The sequence below is a fragment of the Herbaspirillum sp. BH-1 genome, from assembly GCF_002870055.1.
Taxonomy (GTDB): domain Bacteria; phylum Pseudomonadota; class Gammaproteobacteria; order Burkholderiales; family Burkholderiaceae_D; genus Herbaspirillum; species Herbaspirillum frisingense.
Genome location: NZ_PKOI01000002.1, coordinates 389695 through 409593 on the forward strand (window position 1 = coordinate 389695; position 19899 = coordinate 409593).

Here is a 19899-nt window from a genome sequence, read left to right on the forward strand (position 1 = left end):
GGGCGCGGTTCCAACAACCTAATCGTTCTACAGGAGGAGATATGGAGTGGGCTCTTCCGTCTTTCACCCTCGCACAGACGCTGCAATGGAATGCCTTGCTGGTATTCGGCGGTCTGCTGCTGTTCGGGCTGATCGCGGGCTACGTAGTTTCCAAGTCCCCATGGGTGCCACGCATCACGGGTTATCTGCTGGTCGGTTTCCTGCTCGGTGCGGGCGGCTTCAACCTGCTTTCGGGCGAAGTGCTCAAGGTCACCAACATCTTTGCCGACATCGCCGTGGCACTGGTGGTGTATCAGCTGGGTCGCTATGTCGATATCGGCTGGCTGCGTCGCGAGAAGTGGCTGATGATCACCGTGGCCGTGTCGGCGGTGCTGTGCTTCGGCTTCGTCAGCATTGCGCTGACCTGGTTCGGTACCGATTCGGTGATGGCGCTGCTGGGCGGCGTGATGGCCATCGCTACGGCTCCGGCCGTGGTGCTGGTGGTATTGCGCGACCTCAAGGCCGAAGGCCAGGTCACGCGCCGCCTCGCCGCCATGACGGCCTTGAACAATTTCGTCGCCGTGCTGGCCGCCTATGCACTCTTGCCGGTGATTGCGCACGAGGCCGGTACGCCCGTGGCCACGCTGATCCAGCACACCCTGTATTCGCTGGTGGGCTCGGCTGTCCTGGCCTACCTGACCTATTGGCTGATGATGCCGCTGGCACGCCTGCTGGGTCGCGAGAACAGCTCGCAGTTCGTGCTGGTGATCTCGGTGATAGCGCTGGCCATCGGTGTGGCGCATGCGCTGCACCTGCCGGTGATGCTGACCATGCTGATCTTCGCCATCCTCTCCAAGAACCTGGATCGCCAGTTCGATCTGATGGAGCTGGAATTCGGCGTCGCCAATGAATTGTTCGTGGTGATGCTGTTCGTCACCGTGGGGGCCTCGATGAAGCTGTCGGACCTGGGTCTGCTGGGCTTCTCGGTGCTGATCCTGATCGCCGCCCGCTTCCTGGCGATGGGGCTGGGCATCTTCCTGTTCGCGCGCTTTGCACGCATGAACTGGCGCCAGGCCGGCCTGCTCACGCTGGGTACCCTGCCCATGACCGAGGTCGGCGTGGGCCTGATGCAGACGGTCTCTTCGCTGTACCCGCACACCACGGCCAATGTGCTGCCGCTGCTGGCGGGCAGCATGGTGGTCCTGGAATTCCTGGGGCCGGTGGCGACACAGTTTGCCCTGATCAAATCTGGAGAGAGTGGACGCGAATGAATACCGAGACACTGATCCGCAATGAACAAGACACCGCTGCGAGCCAGGCCCACGTGGCCGGTCCGCAGGGCAGCGCCGGCATCCTGCCGTTCGGTTCCTCCACGCCTTTTACCATGGGCATCGAGCTGGAACTGCAACTGGTCAACCGCCGCAATTACAACCTGGCCAGCGATGCGGTCGATCTGCTGAACTGGATCGAGCCGCGCGACCTGCAAAAGCAGATCAAGCTGGAAATGACGCAGGGCATGATCGAGCTCAATTCGGGCATCCATACCCGCGTCGATGAACTGATCGAAGAGCTCAAGGGCTTGCGCGCTGCCTTGAACAAGGGCGCGCAATACCTCAACATCGACGTCTCCGGCGGTGGCGCGCATCCCTTCCAGCACTGGAATGAACAGCGCATCACGCCCAGCGAGCGTTTCCATTACCTGCACGAGAAATACGGCTACCTGGCCAAGACCTTCACGGTGTTCGGCCAGCACATCCACATCGGGGTGGAGAATGGCGACGATGCGCTGTACCTCACACACGGCTTTTCGCGTTACGTGCCGCATTTCATCGCACTCTCGGCGGCGTCGCCGTTCTACCAGGGGGCCGATACCAAGTTCGATTCCTCGCGCAGCAATGTGGTACGCGCCTTCCCGTTGTCGGGCACGGCCCCGGTCCACACCCGCTGGGCCGAGTTCGAGACCTACTACGATGAATTGCACCAGATGGGCATCATCGCCAGCATGAAGGACTTCTACTGGGACATCCGTCCCAAGCCGGAATACGGCACCGTGGAAATCCGCGTCTGCGATACGCCCCTGACCATCGAGCATGCGGCGCATCTGGGCGCCTATGCCCAGTTGCTGGCACGCTGGATCCTGACCGAACGGCCGTTCGTGGTGGGTGACGATTTCTACCTGCTGTACCAGTTCAACCGTTTCGAGGCCAGCCGCTTTGGCCTGAACGGTCAGCTGGCATTGCATGGCGCCACGCCTTCGCAGTCACGCAAGCTGCCCATCTTCGAACATCTGCTGCAGCAGTTGCAGTTGCTGGAGCCCTACGTGGCCAACGAGGCCGAGCACCAGACCATCGTGCGCCTGCGTCGCATTGCGCATGACCGGCTCTCGGACGCCAACTGGCTGCGCCAGATGTTCGCCCAGCGCGGATCGCTCAATGACATGATGCGGCTGTCCTCGGAGTTGTGGATGGGCGTGGAGCCGCCGCCGTATTTCCAGTAACCGATATGTCGCTATCCATGATTTCCACCGCAAGGTGGTGAGCTTGAGTTGAGGTGTCCGCCCGCCCGGGTGATTGCAGAGCACACGGGACGGCGGCGAGAAGGCAGGGGGCCGGTGTCGCAAGATGCCGGCCCCTTGTCTTTGTGATCGTTGTTTCCTGGCTCTTGTGCGCAAGGGCCGGGATCGCCGACAATCACGGCTTTTGAAGCGACCTCGGGCTGCACCGAGATGCGTGCCGGAGCCAGCATGAACCACCATTCCCCCAAGCATTTTGATGTCGCCGTCATCGGCGCCGGCGCGGCCGGCATGATGTGCGCCGCCGTGGCCGGCCAGCGTGGCCGGCGCGTGGTCCTGATCGACCATGCCGGCAAGCTGGCCGAGAAGATCCGCATCTCCGGGGGCGGGCGCTGCAATTTCACCAATGTGGGCGCAGGGCCGCAGCATTATCTTTCGCAGAATCCGCATTTCTGCCGCAGCGCCCTGTCGCGCTATACCCCGCAGGACTTCATCGGGCTGGTCAAGCGCCACCGCATCGGCTTTCACGAAAAGCACAAGGGCCAGCTGTTCTGCGACGATTCGGCCGAGGACATCATCGCCATGCTCAAGGCCGAATGCGAGACCGGCAACGTCAGCTGGCGCATGCCCTGCACGGTGCATGAGGTGGGCAAGAGCGGCGAACTGTTCCGCATCGCCACCAGTGCCGGCGAGATCCAGGCGGCGAGCCTGGTGATCGCCACCGGCGGACTGTCCATTCCCAAGATCGGCGCCACCGATTTTGCCTACCGCATCGCCCGCCAGTTCGATCTCAAGCTGATCGAGCCGCGCCCGGGGCTAGTGCCGCTGACCTTCGATGGCAAGGGCTGGCAATCGCTGGTGGAGCTGGCCGGCATCGCCCTGGAAGTGGAAGTGGAAACCGGAGTGAAGAAGGAGCGGGGTTATTTCCTGGAAGACCTGCTGTTCACCCACCGTGGCCTGTCCGGCCCGGCCATCCTGCAGATTTCCAGCTTCTGGAAGCCGGGCGCGCCGCTGACCCTGAACCTGCTGCCGCAACTGGATGTGGCCGAGACCCTGATCGAGGGCAAGGGGACGCTCAAGAAGAACCTGGGCAACCTGCTGGCGCAATGGCTGCCCAACCGCCTGGCCGAGGGCTGGCTGCAGATACATGGCTTCGATGCCGGCGCGCGCATTGCCGACATGCCGGACAGGGCACTCAAGAAGCTGGGCGACTCCCTGAACCGCTGGGTGATCGTCCCCAGCGGCTCGGAAGGCTACCGCAAGGCCGAGGTCACCCTGGGTGGCGTCGATACCCGCGAGCTGTCGCAACAGACCATGATGGTCAACAAGGTGCCGGGCCTGCATTTCATCGGTGAGGCCACCGATGTCACCGGCTGGCTGGGCGGCTACAACTTCCAGTGGGCCTGGGCCTCGGGCGTGGCGGCCGGTTCGGCGGTGTGAGGCGAAGTTGGTGGTGAGGTTGCTGACGTTGCAGATGGCCAGGGTGGAATTTTTCGTCCGCTTCCCTTGACTTCAGGTGAAGCATCATCTTGACTGTGATAAGTGACTGATTCTTATCCGTTTTTTACTGGCGGGGTGGAAAAAATGCCACGTTTGGCCTTCCAATCGGGTATCAGTACTGCTACAATCGCTTTCTTTGCTATCCAACCTAACCTTTTTGGTTTGAATTTACATGACCACTATTCGCGTTAAAGAGAACGAGCCGTTCGAAGTTGCAATGCGTCGCTTCAAGCGCACCATCGAGAAGACCGGTCTGCTGACCGAACTGCGCGCACGCGAGTTCTACGAAAAGCCGACCGCTGAGCGCAAGCGCAAGCTGGCTGCTGCCGTGAAGCGTCATTACAAGCGCATCCGCAGCCAACAGCTGCCGAAGAAGCTGTACTAAGAATTTTCTGCCGCGCCCAGGTGCGGCCGATGTGTAAACCCGCTCCGGTGTTGGTCCGCAGCGGGTTTTCGCTTTTTTTCTCATTTGTTTGCTGGTTCGTCACCTTGAGCCTGCCCGTCCTGGATTTTCTTCTCTGAAACCCCAGATATGAAGCAAAGGCAGCGATTCGGGCTGGCGATAAGCCCATCCATGTTCTACGATCCTATGACAGGCGGCCACCTTGCCGCCTGGAACACTGGATGCGGGATGGCGCCAGATTGCAGAATACTCATCCACCTCATCTTCGGAGTACCCCATGGGTTTGAAAGAGCAGATCACGGAAGACATGAAGGCCGCCATGCGCGCCAAGGAAATGGGCAAGCTGGGTACCATCCGCCTCTTGACCGCCGCGATGAAGCAGAAGGAAGTCGATGAACGCGTCGAACTGACCGACGCCCACGTGCTGGCCATCATCGACAAGATGGTCAAGCAGCGCAAGGATTCCATCTCCCAGTTCGAAGCCGGTGGTCGCCAGGATCTGGCCGACATCGAAAAGGCCGAGCTGGCGGTGCTGGCGGCCTACATGCCGGCCAGCCTGTCGGATGACGAGATCAAGGCCGAGGTGCAGGCTGCCGTGGCCGCTACGGGTGCCGCCGGTCCGCAGGACATGGGCAAGGTCATGGGCGTGTTGAAGCCCAAGCTGGCCGGTCGTGCCGACATGACGGCCGTGTCCGCGCTGGTCAAGGCCGCGCTGGCGGCCTGATCGGTTTGCCGCTCTTCCTGCCACTGGCTCCGTCCATTCGTCCGCAACCCAGGTGATTCCACAGTCGTTCATCCAGGACCTGCTCAACCGCGTCGACATCGTCGACGTGGTGGGACGTTACGTGCAGCTGAAGAAGGGTGGCGCCAACTTCATGGGCCTGTGCCCCTTCCACAACGAGAAATCCCCCAGCTTCACCGTCAGCCCGACCAAGCAGTTCTATCACTGCTTCGGCTGTGGCGCGCACGGTACCGCGATCAGTTTCCTGATCGAGTATTCCGGCATGGGTTTCGTGGAAGCGGTCAAGGATCTGGCCCAGAACGTGGGCATGGTGGTGCCCGAGCGCGAAGACAGCATCCCCCTGGCCCAGCGCCAGGAAAAGCAGGCCAAGAGCATGGCCTTGTCGGATGTGATGACGCGTGCCAATGACTTTTACCGGCACCAGCTGCGCGGCGCCCAGATCGCCATCGACTACCTCAAGGGGCGAGGCCTGACCGGCGAGATCGCCGCCCGCTTCGGCCTGGGCTATTCGCCCGACGAGTGGGACAGCCTGCGCCAGGTCTTCCCCGATTACGAGAACGAGGCCCTGGTCGAATCGGGCCTGGTGATCGACAAGAGCGAAGAGGGCGGCGCCCACCGCAAGCGTTACGACCGCTTCCGCGGCCGCGTCATGTTCCCCATCCGCAATACCAAGGGCCAGGTGATCGGCTTTGGCGGTCGCGTGATGGATGGAGGCGAACCCAAGTACCTGAACTCGCCCGAAACCCCGCTGTTCCAGAAGGGCAGCGAGCTGTACGGTCTGTTCGAGGCGCGCCAGGCGATTCGCGAGGCCGGCTATGCGCTGGTCACCGAAGGCTATATGGATGTGGTGGCGCTGGCCCAGCTGGGCTTCCCGCAAGCGGTGGCCACGCTGGGAACGGCCTGCACCCCGATCCACGTGCAAAAGCTGTTGCGCCAGACCGACCAGGTGATCTTCAGCTTCGACGGCGACAACGCCGGCCGCCGCGCCGCGCGCCGCGCGCTGGAGGCCTGCCTGCCGTATGCCTCGGACAACAAGACCATCAAGTTCCTGTTCCTGCCCAAGGAGCATGATCCCGACAGTTACGTACGCGAGATGGGTGCCCCGGCCTTCGAGGAACAGATTCGCGAAGCGCTGCCGTTGTCGCAGTTCCTGCTGCGGGAAATCATCGGCGAGAACGACCTGCGCTCCCCGGAAGGCCGCGCCCATGCCCAGTTTGCGGCCAAGCCCATGCTGCAGGCCCTGCCGGCTTCCGCCTTGCGCCTGCAGATCGTGCGCAGCATCGCCCAGGCCACGCAGTCAACCGCGGCCGAGCTTGAGGCATTGTTTGAACTGGAAAAGCCGGTCGCCCGCGTACGCGCCGCACCACCGCGCAGCAAGCGTACCGCGCCGGTCGGCCTGGCGCGCCAGATCATGCGCCTGCTGGTGGCGCATCCGCAGTTGTCGGCCGACCTGGATGCCGGCGCGCTGGAAGCCATCGCCCGCATCGCTCCGGACCAGGCCGAGATGCTCGGACAACTGGTCGGCGCCGCCCAGAGCATGGGCGAGCAGGCCAATTTCGCCGCCCTGGTCGAGCATCTGCGCGAGGGCGGCCCCGAGTTCGATTCGATGATCGCGGAAATCGCGGCCGAATCGGAATCCGAATTCGATGTGGTGCGGGCCGAGATGGCCGGCGCCATCCGCCAGGCCAGGATCCGCGCCCTCGATGAGGAGATGCAGATGCTGGTGACCTCGAACCTGCGCACCGAGGAAGAGCGCAACCGCTATCGCGAGCTGATGCAACGCAAGGAATGGCTCAAGCGCCAGACCGGCGGTGCCGCCGCGGCGGGATGAGGATGGGCAGCCGTCGCCAGGGGCTGATGAGTAGCAGCTGGGGAGTGGGGCGACGCGCTTGAAACAGGAGGATGGACATCGATGACCCAGGTCGTCGATGGCAGGGTCGCAGGAGCTGACAGGGCAGGTTTCAGGAAAACACGGTAAAGCCATGCAAATTGCCGTGATTTGCCCGCCGGATCGCCGGCGAATGGCCGAATATCGCGGCTTGATCCGGGAGAAAAGAGCCCCATCTGTGCTATACTATAGGGCTTTAGTTCCGCCGGATGGCTCTTGCATCCCCACCCTGCGGCACCATGTCTTCACCCCGGCGCATCGGGATGAAGGCCGGCAGACAGCGGTATCGCCTGCCGGATCGGGAATGGCACGACTGCCTGCCTTCCGGATCGATGGCCCGCCGGTAAAAAGGAACGTTGCGCGTGCAGCCGGAGTCTACCGGGAAATCGGTACCGGAGTTGCATCATTAGCATGACTTGATTGGCGCAATGAGTGAATTCTCAATTGGCAGTTGATTCTATGGCAAATGCAATGAAGAAACCCGCGAAAACTCCAGCAGCGTCGACAAAGAGCAGCAAGCCGGCAACGGCGGTAAAATCCACCGCCGCTGCCAAGCCCACCAAGGCGGTGGCCGCCAAATCGCCAGTCAAGGGGACTGCGACGGCAGCCAGCACCGTAAAACCCACGGCAAAGACTGCAGCAGCAGCGACGCCGAAAAAGACGACAGTCAAGACAACTGCCGCCAAGCCGGCCCGCGCCGCAGCGCCCAAGGGTACTGCAACGCCAGCCAACAAGTTACCTCAAGCCGCCGAACAAGCGGTTTCTGTGAAAGCGACGAAGACTTCCGTGACCACCAAGAAACCCGAAACCAAGACCGCCAAGACCACCAAAGCCGCACAGGTCGAAGGCAAAGACGTCAGCGCGACTGCCGCGTCGAGCGTAAGTCAAACCACTGATGCTGCCGCCCTGGCAGCCATCGACACGTCCGGCTATGTGCTGCCGAGCGTCAAGGTGCCGGGCCGTCGTGGCCGCAAGCCCAAGGAATTCCAGCCCGAGAGCGACGAAGTCGCCGCGCTCAACACCATCGAGCGTACTGAACTGAAGGCCGCCGACAAGGCCAAGGCCAAGGACCGCAAGGCCAAGGAAAAGGCCTTGTTGAAGGACGCCTTCTCTTCCGACACCGAAGCCAGCGAAGAAGAGCTGGAGCGTCGTCGCCAGAAGTTGAAGACCCTGATCAAGCTCGGCAAGGAGCGTGGTTTCCTGACCTTCTCGGAAATCAACGACCACCTGCCCGAGAACATCGTCGATCCGGAAGCCATCGAAGGCATCATCGGCACCTTCAGCGACATGGGCATCTCGGTCTACGAGCACGCTCCTGACGCCGAAACCCTGCTGCTGTCGGACAACGTGGCCAACGTCGCCAGCGATGACGACGCCGAAGCCGCCGCCGAAGCCGCCCTGTCGACCGTCGATTCCGACTTCGGCCGTACCACCGACCCGGTGCGCATGTACATGCGTGAAATGGGTTCGGTCGAGCTGCTGACCCGCGAAGGCGAAATCGAGATCGCCAAGCGCATCGAAGACGGCCTGAAGGACATGATCCAGGCCATCTCCGCCTGCCCGACCACGATCGCCGAGATCCTGGTCGCCGCTGACCGCATCTCCAAGGATGAGATCAAGGTCGACGAAATCGTCGATGGCCTGGTCGATCCCAACGAAAGCGAACAGCAGGTCGACGCCGCCGCTTCCGACTCCGACGAGGACGACGAAGAAGCGGAAGAAGACGAGGAAGAAGACGAAGAAGAGGAAAGCGAGAACAGCGGTTCCGGCGCTGCCGGCTTCTCCGCCGAACAGCTGGAACAGTTGAAGCGCGACGCGCTGGGCAAGTTCGCCGTCATCGGCACCCAGTTCGAGAACATGCGCAAGGCTTTCGAAAAGGAAGGCTACAACTCCAAGCCCTACGTCAAGGCGCAGGAAATCATTTCCAACGAGCTGCTGGGCATCCGCTTCACCGCCAAGATCGTCGAGAAGCTGTGCGACACCCTGCGCGCACAGGTGGATGAAGTCCGCACCGTCGAACGTCAGATCCTGGACGTGGCCGTCAACAAGTGCAACATGCCGCGCGCCCACTTCATCAAGGTCTTCCCCGGCAATGAAGTGAACCTGGACTGGGTGGACGGCGAAGTCGCCGCCAACCATGACTACAGCACCGTGCTGAGCCGTAACGTCCCGGCCATCAAGGAACTGCAGCAGAAGCTGATCGACCTGCAGGCCCGCGTCGTACTGCCGCTGCCGGACCTGCGCGCCATCAACAAGAAGATGGGCGCTGGTGAGAAGAAGGCACGCATGGCCAAGCGTGAAATGACCGAGGCCAACCTGCGTCTGGTGATCTCGATCGCCAAGAAGTACACCAACCGTGGCCTGCAGTTCCTGGACCTGATCCAGGAAGGCAACATCGGTCTGATGAAGGCGGTGGACAAGTTCGAATATCGTCGCGGCTACAAGTTCTCGACCTATGCGACCTGGTGGATCCGTCAGGCCATCACCCGCTCCATCGCCGACCAGGCGCGCACCATCCGTATTCCGGTGCACATGATCGAGACGATCAACAAGATGAACCGCATCTCGCGTCAGATCCTGCAGGAAACCGGTGCCGAGCCGGATCCCGCGACCCTGGCGATCAAGATGGAAATGCCGGAAGACAAGATTCGCAAGATCATGAAGATCGCCAAGGAACCGATCTCCATGGAAACGCCGATCGGTGACGACGACGATTCCCATCTGGGCGACTTCATCGAGGACAACAACACGCTGGCCCCGGCCGATGCGGCGCTGCATGCCTCGATGCGCAACGTGGTCAAGGACATTCTGGACTCGCTGACCCCGCGTGAAGCCAAGGTCCTGCGCATGCGTTTCGGCATCGAAATGTCGACCGACCATACGCTGGAAGAAGTGGGCAAGCAATTCGACGTGACCCGCGAGCGTATCCGCCAGATCGAAGCCAAGGCACTGCGCAAGCTGCGTCACCCCTCCCGTTCGGACAAGCTGAAGAGCTTCCTGGAAGGGAATTGATATTAGGGTGTCAGAATTGGCCGGCGAAGATGTTAAAATCGCCGGCTGATTTTTTGGCCCCCTAGCTCATGCTTGGTTAGAGCAGCGGACTCATAATCCGTTGGTGCCGTGTTCGACTCACGGGGGGGCCACCAGTACCAGAAAGGGATTCCGAGAAATCGGAGTCCCTTTTTTGATATCACTAAACTTGTAATTAAAGATGAGCTTGCGTTTTTGTAATATTTTTAATTGCTAACAAGAAATTTATTTCATCGTCAGGGAGGTGTCATGGCTACTTCAACTCAGCAAACACAAGCAGATTACGAAGAGCGTCTGCAAGAACAAATTGGATTTTTGAAGAGTTCAGCAGCCGCTTATGACTCCGGAAACAAGGGTGAAGCTAGGCGTATTGCCGCTGCGGTAAGAACATTGGTCCACGATACCTCTAAGTCCCATGCGTTGTTATTTTTATTGAACCGAATTTCTTCGATGCAATTTTTTGACACCGCTTACGCTATAACGCCTGAGAATCAAAATAGCCACTCGGGCTTGGTAAACATGGTGATAGGTAAAGAAGTTCGATACACTGTTGATTTGCTCGCCGATTTAACCCTCTCTAACTGACCCGCCTTCCATTGCCTGCTAAAGGCCGCCACACGGTCATACGACCCCTCATAACCAAGCCCCCTTAACTCCAGGAACATCTGTTTCAAGGTCCGTCTTTGCTTACGGGATTTGACCAACTCTGAGCTCAGCCACGCGGAAAGCCTTGGGGCATATGCATCCAAAGAGCTCGGTGAATGCCTGCTGGCATAGGAAGGTTCGATCGCCTCTGATCGAATGTAGCGACGAACCGTGTTTCGGGAAATGTCCAACCTGCGGGCAATTTCCCGGATGGAGACGCGATCTCTGATGTACCAGCGTCGAATGATTCCAAGTAGGGCCACGTCTATCACTCCGTTCTCCCGCTCGCTGTCATGAGCAGGATTGTGGTCTAAACATGGGTCAATTTAGGATGCAAATTTCCAGGGAAACTGGGTCAGTTTTCAATGCAAATCAACAATCGGTATTTTTTCGAACGCAATTTCTCAAGCTAAAAATAGAGCCGAAGATCATCATCGTGGCCCGAAAATAGGCGCCGAAGACGTGAATCTCGCTACGGGAGATTATGCTCCTTTGAAGCAAGAAGAGTTCAAGGTAGACGCCGACGCGGACAGAGAAATACTGGAAGCGGCTTTTAGAAAACTGGTACTTTTTTGTACAGAGAAATCCAAGTGTAATGTATTCCTCATTGAGCAAAAACTCGTTGGTCCAACCAGAGACGCAATTGATCAGCTTATTGATTTGCGGCTAATTCATCCGGTTAAATCCAGAGTGACCTTGAAACGTAATGCATCGGGTGAACTATATGAGGCTTACATGCTTGATTTGAGCCAATATACCGCTGCACGAAAAGTACATGAGTTTCAAATCGTTGATCTCAGTGCAGCAGATAGAGATGAATCGATAAGAAAGGCATCATTAATTTATTCGGGTAGCTGAAGCGCGCCCTGTGCTGGCCTGCTTACTAATTCGGTACGAGAACGATCTGGAGTCTGCGGGAAAAAGTCTGTGCAGATAACCCGAATGACGCAAAGCCGCACAAGCCAACGCTCACCCCTACCAGGCAAGATCACGCACACAGGTATACGATGGTGACCCATCCAAGGACCCCATCAGGAGCAAGGCATGCCAAACCTTCAAGACCCGCAACAACCCCAGGTTCCGTGGGACTCCGCCCAGTATCTGCGCTTCGGCGGTGAACGCCTGCGTCCGGCGCTGGACCTGATGTTGCATCTGCCCTTGCCGGCTCCCGCCCATATTCTCGATTTCGGTTGCGGTGCCGGTAACCTGACGGCCTTGCTGCAGCAGCGCTGGCCAGAGGCTGAAGTGCTGGGCGTGGATGGCTCGGAGGACATGCTGGCCAAGGCGCGCACGACCGTTCCGCATGGCCGCTTCATCCAGGCCGATCTGAACCACTGGATGCCGGAGCACAAGCTTGACCTGATCTACACCAATGCGACCCTCCAATGGCTTCCCGATCACGCACAGCTGTTCCCAAGGCTGTTGTCCTTCCTTAATCCCGGTGGTTGCCTGGCGGTGCAGATGCCGGTCATGCACGATGCGCCGTTGAGACTGGCGCAGGTGGAGCTGGCGCGCTCGCCGGCCTATGCAGAGGTTCTGGGTGACGTGTCGGAACGGCGCAATGTGCTGGACATGGGTGGCTATCACGACCTGTTGCGACCACGGGTGGCGAGCCTGGATATCTGGCAGACCACCTATCTTCATGTGCTCAAGGGCGAGGACCCGGTGCTGGAGTGGGCCAGCGGCAGCAGCCTGCGGCCCTACCTTGAAAAGATGAAGGGCGAACAGCTGCAGGCCTTTCGCGCCGATTATGCGCACAGGATGCATCTGGCCTATCCGCCACGCAGTGACGGCAGTACCTTGTTGCCGTTCCAGCGCATGTTCATCATGGCGACCTTGCCGGGCTGAACCTGGCGCGTTGCGAACAGGCCTCAGCGATCCAGCCTGTCGACCCAGTCCACAATCTCCCTGGCAACCGCCTGCGGCTGTTCCGGAAACAGCGCATGACTGGCATCAGGAATCACCCGCACCTCCACCCTACCGGGCAGGGCGTCGCGCAGTTCATCGCGGGTGGCCGCAGGGCGCCAGGGGTCGTGCTGCGCTTGCAGGTCGAGGATGGGTACGGTCGAATACGGCCACCACGTCGACTGTGGTGTCGTCCGGCTGGCCTGCCGATAGGCCGAAGCAAGCTCCGGATGCCATCCCTCCAGCCAGGACTGCGGCACGAACGGTCCGGAGAAGAAGGCATCTCTGAGCGCCGCAATCCGCTGCGCGGTTGAGTTGCGCTGGTCTGCAGCGGTATCCAGCGCCGCGCTCAATTGCGCCGGGAGCCGTCCTTTGGCTGCCGCAGCTGCCACGACCACGCCGCGTACCAGTGCGGGATAATCCTGCGCCGTGACCCGGGCCACGTAATGTCCATAGGCATGGCCCACCACGACGGCGCGACCTTGGCCCAACAGCCGGATCGCCAGCGCCACATCACCGGCCAGGGTGTGCAGGTTCATCCCTTCCAGTGGTCCCCGGCTGGCTCCGATACCACGCGGTTGCGGCCGCAGCACACGGTAGCCAGCCTGGGCCAGGAGCTCGGCGACGGTGTCGAAATCCTCGCTGCCGCGTTGCGAGGAAGGCAGCAGCACGATCACTCCCTTGCGCTCCCGGGCATCGGGGCCTGAGGCTTCATCGACGATGACCTCGATCGACGTTTCCCCCTCTTGAACAACGGCATGGTTGCGTACATTGGCTGCCGCCAGTGGCGCGCTCCACGCCAGCCATGCCGTTACGGCGGCCAGCAACATCGCAATCTTCATGGGGAATCCTTTTTCTTGTCACGGTCTTGGCGCGGGCAGCACGGCAGGTCGGAGCCTGCCGTGCTGCCCACTCGTATCCACGCATGCGCTCAGGCAGGTGCTGCTCAGAACGTATGCCTGATCCCGGCATTCCAGGCCATGTCGCCCGAGCCAGTCTCGATGGCGCTGCCCACCGTGTAGCCGGCGCCGTTCTGGTTCCAGATCCTGGCTACCGTTGTGTACAGTTCGGTACGTCGGGAGAGCGCATATAGATAGCCCAGTCCCAGTTGCGAAGCATCCTGGTTGAAGCGGGTGCGGTCATCCTTGCGGATGTAGGACGCGATCAGCTTGTGCTGTCCCAAGGGCAGGGTCACACCGAGGATCATGTCGCGGCTGTCGGTGGTCGGGGTTGGGGCCACCGCCAGGCCGTAGGCATTGGCATTGTTGAGTGCCGAGCTGCCATAGCCCTTGTTGATGCCATAGCCGAAGTTGAACTTGACCACCTTCAGTTCATAACTGCCGGAGAGCAGCGTGTTCTTGGCGTTCTCGCTGCGCTGGACGGTGGGCGTATCCATGTTGCGGTTGTGGTGCGCCAGGCGTAGCGAAAGGCCGCCATTGGCATAGGCCAGGGCGCCGCCCCAGGCGCGGCCCATGGCATTGGAGCCGGCGTTTTCGCCGAAACCGTAGACGGCTTCGGCGGAGACGCCGCCGAAGGAAGGTGACACGTACTTGACCGTGTTGTCCATGCGACTGCCCGAATTCGCCGCCAGGTTCGCAGCGTTACCGGCAAAGCCTGCCGCAAACGGATCGGCCAGTACGAAGCCGGTGTAGTGTGGCGTGTACTGGCGGCCCACCGTGAGCGTGCCTTGCGAACCCGACAGGCCCACATAGGACTGGCGCCCGAAGAGCAAGCCGCCCTGGCCCATCGCGCCGGTGTCGCTCTGGAATCCGGACTCCAGTACAAACAGCGCCGCCATGCCGCCACCGAGATCCTCGGTCCCCTTGAAGCCGAGTCGGGAACCCGATCCTATCCCGCCGGTGATCTTGTTGACCGAGCCGTTGCGGCCGCCGGCTTCGTGCACGAAGCCGGTATCGACAATGCCGTAGATGGTCACGCCGGACTGCGCCAACGCGGCGTGGGTCGACAGCAGCAGGGCGGCGCCCAGGGCCAGCTGGCGGGCATATGTGCGGGTGTCGGACTGCCTTGTCGACGGGGAAAACTGTGATGAAAATGGGTAAGACATGGATGCTCCTCCTTGTGGTTGATATGTGTCTGCTGCCCGGCCCGATGCCGGGCGCAGGCAAGACGTGTCCCTTCCACTGCGACGGCGAGGTCGCAGTGGTGGAATCTTGTGAAGGTGTTCCGGGCCGGCCGCTACGTGGGTGTGCAGCGGTGGGACGGCACCGGCAGAGGTCAGCGGCCGGTGAAGACCGGTGCGCGCTTTTCCTTGAACGCCAGCTGCGCTTCGCGCGCATCCTCGGTCTTGCCGATGGCGGCGGTCATGTCCTGTTCGTAGCGATAGCCGTCGCGCAGGCTCAGGTCTTCGATGACGTTCATGGTGTGCTTGCCCATGCGCGTGGAGACCGGGCTTTTGGAAGCGATCACATGGGCGATCTCCAGTGCCGTCTCCAGCAGGGCCTCGGGCGCCACGCAGGCTTCGACGATGCCCAGCCGATACAGCTCCTGGCCGCCGACCCGGTAGCCGGTGAGGGCCATGCGGCGCAGGCGCGAATGCGGGAACAGGCGCATGGCATGGCGGCAACCACCGAGCAGGCCGACATCGACCTCCGGCAGGCCCAGGCTGGCCTGCTCGGACGCCACCAGGATGTCCGAAGAGGCCACCAGTGCCAGCCCCGAGCCCAGTGCGGCGCCGTTGATGGCGGCCACCACAGGCTTGGCGCATTCACGCACGGCATGGAAGCATTCCCGGGTGCGCCGCGAGTGCGCCATGAAGTCACCCGGCTGGCGGATGTTCTCGGCGCGGCCCTTGAGATCGGCGTCGGCGCAGAACACCTTGCCCGCACCCGTCAGCACGACGGCGCGAATGTCATCGGTCTCGGAGATGGCGTCCAGTGCCATCGTCAGTTCATCGTTGAGCGTGCGGGTCAGCGCATTGACCGGCGGCGCATTCAGGGTCAGCGTGGCGACATGGCCATCGAGTCTGACATTGAGCTGGGTGAAGTCGAACATGGAATCCCTCGTCGTGAATTTAACGGCCGGCCTGGTCAAAGCCATACAGTGTCTGCGGGTTGTCCACCAGGATCTGCTGCCGCACCGCGGCGTCCGGCACCCACTGGTGGAACAGGTCGATGAGTGCGCCCACATCCGGTGCCTTCTCCCCCATGCGTACATGGGGCCAGTCCGAGCCCCACAGCAGGCGCGCCGGATTGGCCGCCACCAGGGCGTCGTGGAAGGGTTTGAGATCGGCATAGGCGGGGGCCGCACCGGAGACCCGGCAGACCGACAGCTTGACCCATACGTCACCGTCCCGAAGCGCGGCCAGCACCGTCTGGAAGGCGGGATCATCGACGCCGCGCTCGACCTTCAGGCAGGCCATGTGATCCAGTACCAGTGTCAGCCCGGTCGCACGCAGCTGCGGCAACAGCTGCGCATAGGCCTCGCAGGGCGCCCACAGTTGCGCGTGCAGGCCCGCTTCGCGCATGGCCGGCGCCAGCTGCAGCAGATCGTCCACGCCCACGCTGCCGGCAAACCTGTCACCGGCAGGGGTGAGCATTTCCACGAAACGCAGACCACGGATGCCGCCGGCATGCCAGGCCTGCATAGTGGCCAGCGGTGTGTCGGCGCTGGCCACGGCGATGCCGCGTACCTGTCCGGCACTGGCGGCGATGGCTGCCAGCATGCATGCCGGATCGCTACCGTAAGGAGCGGGTTGCACCAGCACCCCGCGAGGTGCACCTACCGTGGCCAGCATCTGCGCATGGAGTTCGGCAGGGGCCAGCGGCGGCGGATAGTTCGATGCGGTGGATAACGGAAAAGCCGCATACGGACCGAAGACATGGGCGTGGCTGTCGCAAGCCTGGGCCGGCAAGGAGGTGCGCGGCGCCGTGGGCATGCGCGGTGTCTCGGTCTCGGTGGGGATGAAGCCGGAGGTCGTCACGATAGCGCCTCCTTGACCGGGCTCAGCTGGCCAGGCGGCAAGTCGGCCAACTGCGGCCGGCCCTGTTGCGTGGCGACCTGCAGGCGCGGCTCGGCATATTCCTCCGGCACCGGAATCTGGTGCACGTTGAGCGTCATGGCCACCATCGTGTAGTAGCCCAGGATGGCACCCAGTTCGACGATGCCCGCCTCGCCGTACAGACCCAGCACACGTTGATACACCTCCTCGTCGACATTGCCGTGTTGCTGCAGTTGCCGGGCATATTCGTAGACGTGGGCATCGGCGGCGTCGGCAAACAAGGGGGGCTGGCATGCGCATAGCGCATCGATCACCGTTTGTGGCAGGCCGGCGGCCTGTGCTGCCTGCGCATGGATGGCCCATTCGAGCTGGCTGTTCCAGCGCCGCGCTGCCACCAGGATCACCAGTTCGCTATGACGCGGCGGAATGCTGGTGCCGAAGCGCAGCAGGGCACCCATCTTCTGCCAGCGGTCAGCCAGTGCCGGGTTGTGCAGGGCGGCTTTCAAGGGGCCGACCAGGCGCGCGCGCGGGCCGCTGACGATGTCGTCGTAGACCGCACGCTGTTCGGCGTTCATGGTCTCCGGGGAGGGGAAGGAAATTCTTGGCATGGCGTTTCGGTCAGGTTCTTGTCGTGGTTCGATTTCAGATCACGCCAGCGTCATTCCACGCGGCGATCTGGGCGGCATCAAAGCCGAGTTCGGTCAGCACCTCGTCGGTATGCTGGCCCAGCAGGGGCGGCGCCTTGTCGAAGCGCAAGGCAGCGTCGGCAAAGCGCATCGGGCTGCGGATCTGCGGCACCGACCCGGCAGTGGGGTGGGGGATCTGGATCAGCATTTCGCGGTGTTTCACCTGTTCGTCCTCGAACACCTGCGGGATGGTGTTGATCGGGCTGCACGGGACCCCGGCGGCATCCAGCAGCGCGGCCCACTCCTGCATGCCACGGGTCTTCAATACGTCGGTGATCATGGGCAGCAGCACATCCTTGTTGCGCACCCGGTTGCCGTTGGTGGCGAAGCGCTCGTCGGCCGGCCATCCGGCCTGGCCGATCACCTGGCAGAACTTGGCGAACTGGCTATCGTTGCCGACCACCAGGACGATGTAGCCATCGGCGCAGGCGAACACGTCCTGGGGCTGGATGTTGGGATGCTTGTTGCCGGCGCGTTGCGGGGTCTTGCCGGAGATCAGGTAGTTCATCCCCTGGTTGGCGACCGAGCCCACCATGACGTCGAGCATGCCGATATCGATGTAGTCGCCCAGGCCGGTCTCTGCCCGTCGCGCCAGCGCCGCCAGTACCGACACCGAGGTGTACATGCCGGTCATCAGATCGACGATGGGCACGCCCACCTTCTGCGGGCCGCCGCCTGGCAGGTCGTCCCGTTCACCGGTGACGCTCATGAGGCCGCCCATGGCCTGGATCATGAAGTCATAGGCGGCGTTGTCGGCCTTGGGGCCGGTCTGGCCGAAGCCGGTCACCGAGCAGTAGATCAGGCCGGGGTTGATCTGCTTGAGGCTGGCGTAATCCAGGCCGAACTTGGCCAGGGTGCCGACCTTGTAGTTTTCCAGGAGGATATCCGAGCGCGCCGCCAGATCGCGGATGATGCGCTGGCCCTCGGCCGTGTTCAGATCCACCGTGATGGACCGCTTGCCGCGGTTGCAGGCCAGGTAGTAGCCGGCTTCGCGGGTTTCGTTGCCCTCTGCGTCACGCAGGAAGGGCGGGCCCCAGCTGCGGGTGTCGTCGCCCACGCGCGGGCGCTCCACCTTGATGACGTCGGCGCCGAGATCGGCCAGGATCTGGCCCGACCAGGGACCAGCGAGGATGCGGGAAAGATCGAGCACCTTGATGTGGGAAAGCGGACCTGCCATGAGAACTCCGATATCAAACCAAAAAGCAGAAAAAAGAAGGGCGACCGTGTTCAGGCCGCAGCGTCGTCCGGCACCGTCGCCTGTGCCGAGGGACGCAGGCAGAATCCCGCATGCCAGCTCGCCAGCTGCGGGTGGCCGGCACGCCAGTCGAGATCGGCGAAGCGGTAATCGAGATAGGACAGCGTGCAGCCGAGGGTGAGATGGCCGATGTCGAAGCCACTGTCGGCCAGGGCCGGGGCCTCGTCTTCGAGACGGTCAAGCGCAGTGCTGATCTTGAGCGCAAATGCCTGCAGCCAGCTATCCAGTTGCTGGGCGGGCGTCTTCATGCGTTCCTGGCGCCAGATCAGCAATACCGACAGCATGCCGTCGCCCAGTGCCTGGCGGCGCAGCGCAGTCCAGCGTGCCGGGCCGGCCGCAGGGAAGAACCGGGGGCCGTCGTGCAGGCTGTCGAGGTATTCGCAGATCACCGGCGAGTCGTACAGCGGCTCACCGCCGGGCAGCACCAGCGCGGGAATCTGCGAGAGGGGATTGTCGGCCATGATGGCCGGATTGGGCGTGGCGATGGCGGCCACCGAACGCACCAGCTGCACGCGCGATTCGAGACCGGTTTCCTTGAGCAGGATGACCACCTTGCGCACGAAGGGCGAGCGTGGCGACCAATGGAGTTTCATGCCGTTTCCTCATCTGTCGATGACTGGCAACGGCAATCGGTGCACCGTTACTTCAGTCGTATGTCGAGGCGGATCACATCGCCCCGGTAAATGCCCCGGCCCACGAACACGACGCGGCCGGCCTGGTCTACCGCCGAGCGCGTCACATACGCGATCGGCGCATTGAGCGGGATCTGCAGCAGTTCCGCAATGAGCGGATCGGCCGAGCCCAGCGTCAGCGTCTGGTGTGCCTCCTTGATTTCCAGCCCCGGTAGATCGCGCAAGATGCGCATCGAGGTCTTGGTCTCGAAGGACTTCTTCGGGATGCGGGCGCAGACGCGCGCATCGATATACACATCGCCGAGGTAATACGGCTTGCCATTGCGCCAGTGGCGGCGCCGCCAGTGCTCGTAGGCCTCGGCCATCTGGCCCAGCGACGGCTCCACCGGTGCCGGCGCCAGCCGCTCGCGCTCGGTCAGCACTTCGATGGTGGCACCTTCCGGTGCCAGCAACTGGCCTGACCAGTCGGTGGCCACCTCGCACCAGAACTGCTCCTGCGGTTTGCCGATCACGAACGTGCCCTTGGCACGGTAGCGCGCGATCAGCTTTTCCTCTTCCAGCATGTCCAGCGCCTGGCGTACCGTGGCGCGGGCCACCTGGCATTCCTCGGCCAGTTCATCGACCGTGGGAATTTGCGTGCCGACCGCCCAATCACCCGATTCCACCCGATTGCGGAACAGACTGGCCAGCTGGACGTAGCGCGGTACGGCGCTACGGCTGAAATCGATGGCCAGCTTGCGCGGGTCGGCCAGGTCAGGGAGGGA

Annotated in this window: 20 protein-coding genes and 1 tRNA gene; 11 read left to right on the forward strand and 10 right to left on the reverse strand. The window is 62.0% G+C overall.

Going from position 1 to position 19899, the window contains the following annotated elements:
• Nucleotides 1-41 precede the first annotated feature (41 nt).
• From HBH1_RS04880 to dnaG, 6 genes are all read left to right on the forward strand, one after another.
• Complete coding sequence (locus HBH1_RS04880; RefSeq protein WP_006462946.1) at nucleotides 42-1250, forward strand: cation:proton antiporter; 1209 nt, start codon at nucleotides 42-44, stop codon at nucleotides 1248-1250.
• Complete coding sequence (locus HBH1_RS04885) at nucleotides 1247-2476, forward strand: YbdK family carboxylate-amine ligase (RefSeq protein WP_233207515.1); 1230 nt, start codon at nucleotides 1247-1249, stop codon at nucleotides 2474-2476. Before HBH1_RS04880 ends, HBH1_RS04885 begins: the two co-directional genes overlap by 4 nt.
• Before the next feature lie 246 nt (nucleotides 2477-2722).
• A complete protein-coding gene (locus tag HBH1_RS04890; RefSeq protein WP_102661828.1) occupies nucleotides 2723-3931 on the forward strand; it encodes a BaiN/RdsA family NAD(P)/FAD-dependent oxidoreductase in 1209 nt (402 codons plus the stop codon).
• Between the two features lie 232 nt (nucleotides 3932-4163).
• The gene (gene rpsU / locus HBH1_RS04895) at nucleotides 4164-4376 is read left to right on the forward strand and encodes a 30S ribosomal protein S21 (RefSeq protein ID WP_006462949.1); all 213 of its coding nucleotides are present in this window, start codon (nucleotides 4164-4166) and stop codon (nucleotides 4374-4376) included.
• Between the two features lie 295 nt (nucleotides 4377-4671).
• Nucleotides 4672-5118, forward strand: coding sequence for a GatB/YqeY domain-containing protein (locus HBH1_RS04900; protein WP_102661793.1), 447 nt, complete (start codon nucleotides 4672-4674; stop codon nucleotides 5116-5118).
• 52 nt (nucleotides 5119-5170) lie between these two features.
• Nucleotides 5171-6967: a DNA primase gene (gene dnaG / locus HBH1_RS04905; protein ID WP_077237336.1), complete on the forward strand. Its 1797-nt coding sequence runs from the start codon at nucleotides 5171-5173 to the stop codon at nucleotides 6965-6967.
• 497 nt (nucleotides 6968-7464) lie between these two features.
• Here the strand turns inward: dnaG and HBH1_RS25360 are convergent, their stop codons facing one another.
• Entirely contained in the window at nucleotides 7465-7695 is a 231-nt protein-coding gene (locus tag HBH1_RS25360; RefSeq protein ID WP_233207516.1) for a hypothetical protein, read from the reverse strand.
• A gap of 115 nt (nucleotides 7696-7810) precedes the next feature.
• Between HBH1_RS25360 and rpoD the strand changes: the two genes are divergently transcribed.
• The 3 genes from rpoD to HBH1_RS25195 all read left to right on the forward strand — a co-directional run bounded on the left by rpoD (nucleotide 7811) and on the right by HBH1_RS25195 (nucleotide 10639).
• Nucleotides 7811-10036: an RNA polymerase sigma factor RpoD gene (gene rpoD, locus HBH1_RS04910; RefSeq protein ID WP_233207517.1), complete on the forward strand. Its 2226-nt coding sequence runs from the start codon at nucleotides 7811-7813 to the stop codon at nucleotides 10034-10036.
• 55 nt (nucleotides 10037-10091) lie between these two features.
• Nucleotides 10092-10170 (forward strand) — tRNA-Ile (locus HBH1_RS04915).
• Nucleotides 10171-10303: 133 nt separating this feature from the next.
• Nucleotides 10304-10639 (forward strand): hypothetical protein, encoded by a 336-nt coding sequence (locus HBH1_RS25195; RefSeq protein ID WP_146012818.1) that lies wholly within the window; start codon nucleotides 10304-10306, stop codon nucleotides 10637-10639.
• On the opposite strand, the gene HBH1_RS04920 is transcribed toward HBH1_RS25195, so the two are convergent.
• Complete coding sequence (locus HBH1_RS04920; protein WP_369878594.1) at nucleotides 10546-10971, reverse strand: helix-turn-helix domain-containing protein; 426 nt, start codon at nucleotides 10969-10971, stop codon at nucleotides 10546-10548. The genes HBH1_RS25195 and HBH1_RS04920 overlap by 94 nt on opposite strands.
• Nucleotides 10972-11161: 190 nt before the next feature.
• Between HBH1_RS04920 and HBH1_RS24845 the strand changes: the two genes are divergently transcribed.
• Nucleotides 11162-11557: a hypothetical protein gene (locus HBH1_RS24845; RefSeq protein WP_146012819.1), complete on the forward strand. Its 396-nt coding sequence runs from the start codon at nucleotides 11162-11164 to the stop codon at nucleotides 11555-11557.
• A 186-nt stretch (nucleotides 11558-11743) separates the two neighbouring features.
• Complete coding sequence (locus HBH1_RS04930; protein ID WP_102661796.1) at nucleotides 11744-12547, forward strand: methyltransferase domain-containing protein; 804 nt, start codon at nucleotides 11744-11746, stop codon at nucleotides 12545-12547.
• A gap of 23 nt (nucleotides 12548-12570) precedes the next feature.
• Here HBH1_RS04930 and HBH1_RS04935 read toward each other — a convergent pair whose 3' ends face one another.
• From HBH1_RS04935 to HBH1_RS04970, 8 genes are all read right to left on the reverse strand, one after another.
• Nucleotides 12571-13446 (reverse strand): alpha/beta fold hydrolase, encoded by an 876-nt coding sequence (locus HBH1_RS04935; protein WP_102661797.1) that lies wholly within the window; start codon nucleotides 13444-13446, stop codon nucleotides 12571-12573.
• Between the two features lie 104 nt (nucleotides 13447-13550).
• On the reverse strand, nucleotides 13551-14669 hold the full coding sequence (locus HBH1_RS04940) for a porin (RefSeq protein ID WP_233207518.1): 1119 nt from the start codon (nucleotides 14667-14669) through the stop codon (nucleotides 13551-13553).
• Nucleotides 14670-14839: 170 nt separating this feature from the next.
• The gene (locus tag HBH1_RS04945; protein ID WP_102661798.1) at nucleotides 14840-15616 is read right to left on the reverse strand and encodes an enoyl-CoA hydratase/isomerase family protein; all 777 of its coding nucleotides are present in this window, start codon (nucleotides 15614-15616) and stop codon (nucleotides 14840-14842) included.
• A 19-nt stretch (nucleotides 15617-15635) separates the two neighbouring features.
• Nucleotides 15636-16544, reverse strand: coding sequence for an amidohydrolase family protein (locus HBH1_RS04950; RefSeq protein ID WP_102661799.1), 909 nt, complete (start codon nucleotides 16542-16544; stop codon nucleotides 15636-15638).
• A complete protein-coding gene (locus tag HBH1_RS04955; RefSeq protein ID WP_166758371.1) occupies nucleotides 16541-17170 on the reverse strand; it encodes a carboxymuconolactone decarboxylase family protein in 630 nt (209 codons plus the stop codon). Before HBH1_RS04955 ends, HBH1_RS04950 begins: the two co-directional genes overlap by 4 nt.
• A 34-nt stretch (nucleotides 17171-17204) precedes the next feature.
• Entirely contained in the window at nucleotides 17205-18425 is a 1221-nt protein-coding gene (locus HBH1_RS04960) for a CaiB/BaiF CoA transferase family protein (protein WP_102661801.1), read from the reverse strand.
• Nucleotides 18426-18475: 50 nt separating this feature from the next.
• Nucleotides 18476-19096, reverse strand: a complete 621-nt coding sequence (locus HBH1_RS04965) for a glutathione S-transferase family protein (RefSeq protein WP_102661802.1) — start codon at nucleotides 19094-19096, stop codon at nucleotides 18476-18478.
• A 47-nt stretch (nucleotides 19097-19143) separates the two neighbouring features.
• Nucleotides 19144-19899: GntR family transcriptional regulator (locus HBH1_RS04970; RefSeq protein WP_369878595.1), on the reverse strand; the 756-nt coding region annotated here is incomplete at its 5' end.

Coding starts and splice junctions, on each gene's coding strand:
- HBH1_RS04960 (WP_102661801.1), bottom strand. CDS start 18,425: ATGGCAGGTCCGCTTTCCCACATCAAGGTGCTCGATCTTTCCCGCATC.
- HBH1_RS04965 (WP_102661802.1), bottom strand. CDS start 19,096: ATGAAACTCCATTGGTCGCCACGCTCGCCCTTCGTGCGCAAGGTGGTC.
- HBH1_RS04900 (WP_102661793.1), top strand. CDS start 4,672: ATGGGTTTGAAAGAGCAGATCACGGAAGACATGAAGGCCGCCATGCGC.
- HBH1_RS04945 (WP_102661798.1), bottom strand. CDS start 15,616: ATGTTCGACTTCACCCAGCTCAATGTCAGACTCGATGGCCATGTCGCC.
- HBH1_RS04940 (WP_233207518.1), bottom strand. CDS start 14,669: ATGTCTTACCCATTTTCATCACAGTTTTCCCCGTCGACAAGGCAGTCC.
- HBH1_RS04890 (WP_102661828.1), top strand. CDS start 2,723: ATGAACCACCATTCCCCCAAGCATTTTGATGTCGCCGTCATCGGCGCC.
- rpsU (WP_006462949.1), top strand. CDS start 4,164: ATGACCACTATTCGCGTTAAAGAGAACGAGCCGTTCGAAGTTGCAATG.
- HBH1_RS04880 (WP_006462946.1), top strand. CDS start 42: ATGGAGTGGGCTCTTCCGTCTTTCACCCTCGCACAGACGCTGCAATGG.
- HBH1_RS04885 (WP_233207515.1), top strand. CDS start 1,247: ATGAATACCGAGACACTGATCCGCAATGAACAAGACACCGCTGCGAGC.
- HBH1_RS04930 (WP_102661796.1), top strand. CDS start 11,744: ATGCCAAACCTTCAAGACCCGCAACAACCCCAGGTTCCGTGGGACTCC.
- HBH1_RS25195 (WP_146012818.1), top strand. CDS start 10,304: ATGGCTACTTCAACTCAGCAAACACAAGCAGATTACGAAGAGCGTCTG.
- HBH1_RS04955 (WP_166758371.1), bottom strand. CDS start 17,170: ATGCCAAGAATTTCCTTCCCCTCCCCGGAGACCATGAACGCCGAACAG.
- HBH1_RS04935 (WP_102661797.1), bottom strand. CDS start 13,446: ATGAAGATTGCGATGTTGCTGGCCGCCGTAACGGCATGGCTGGCGTGG.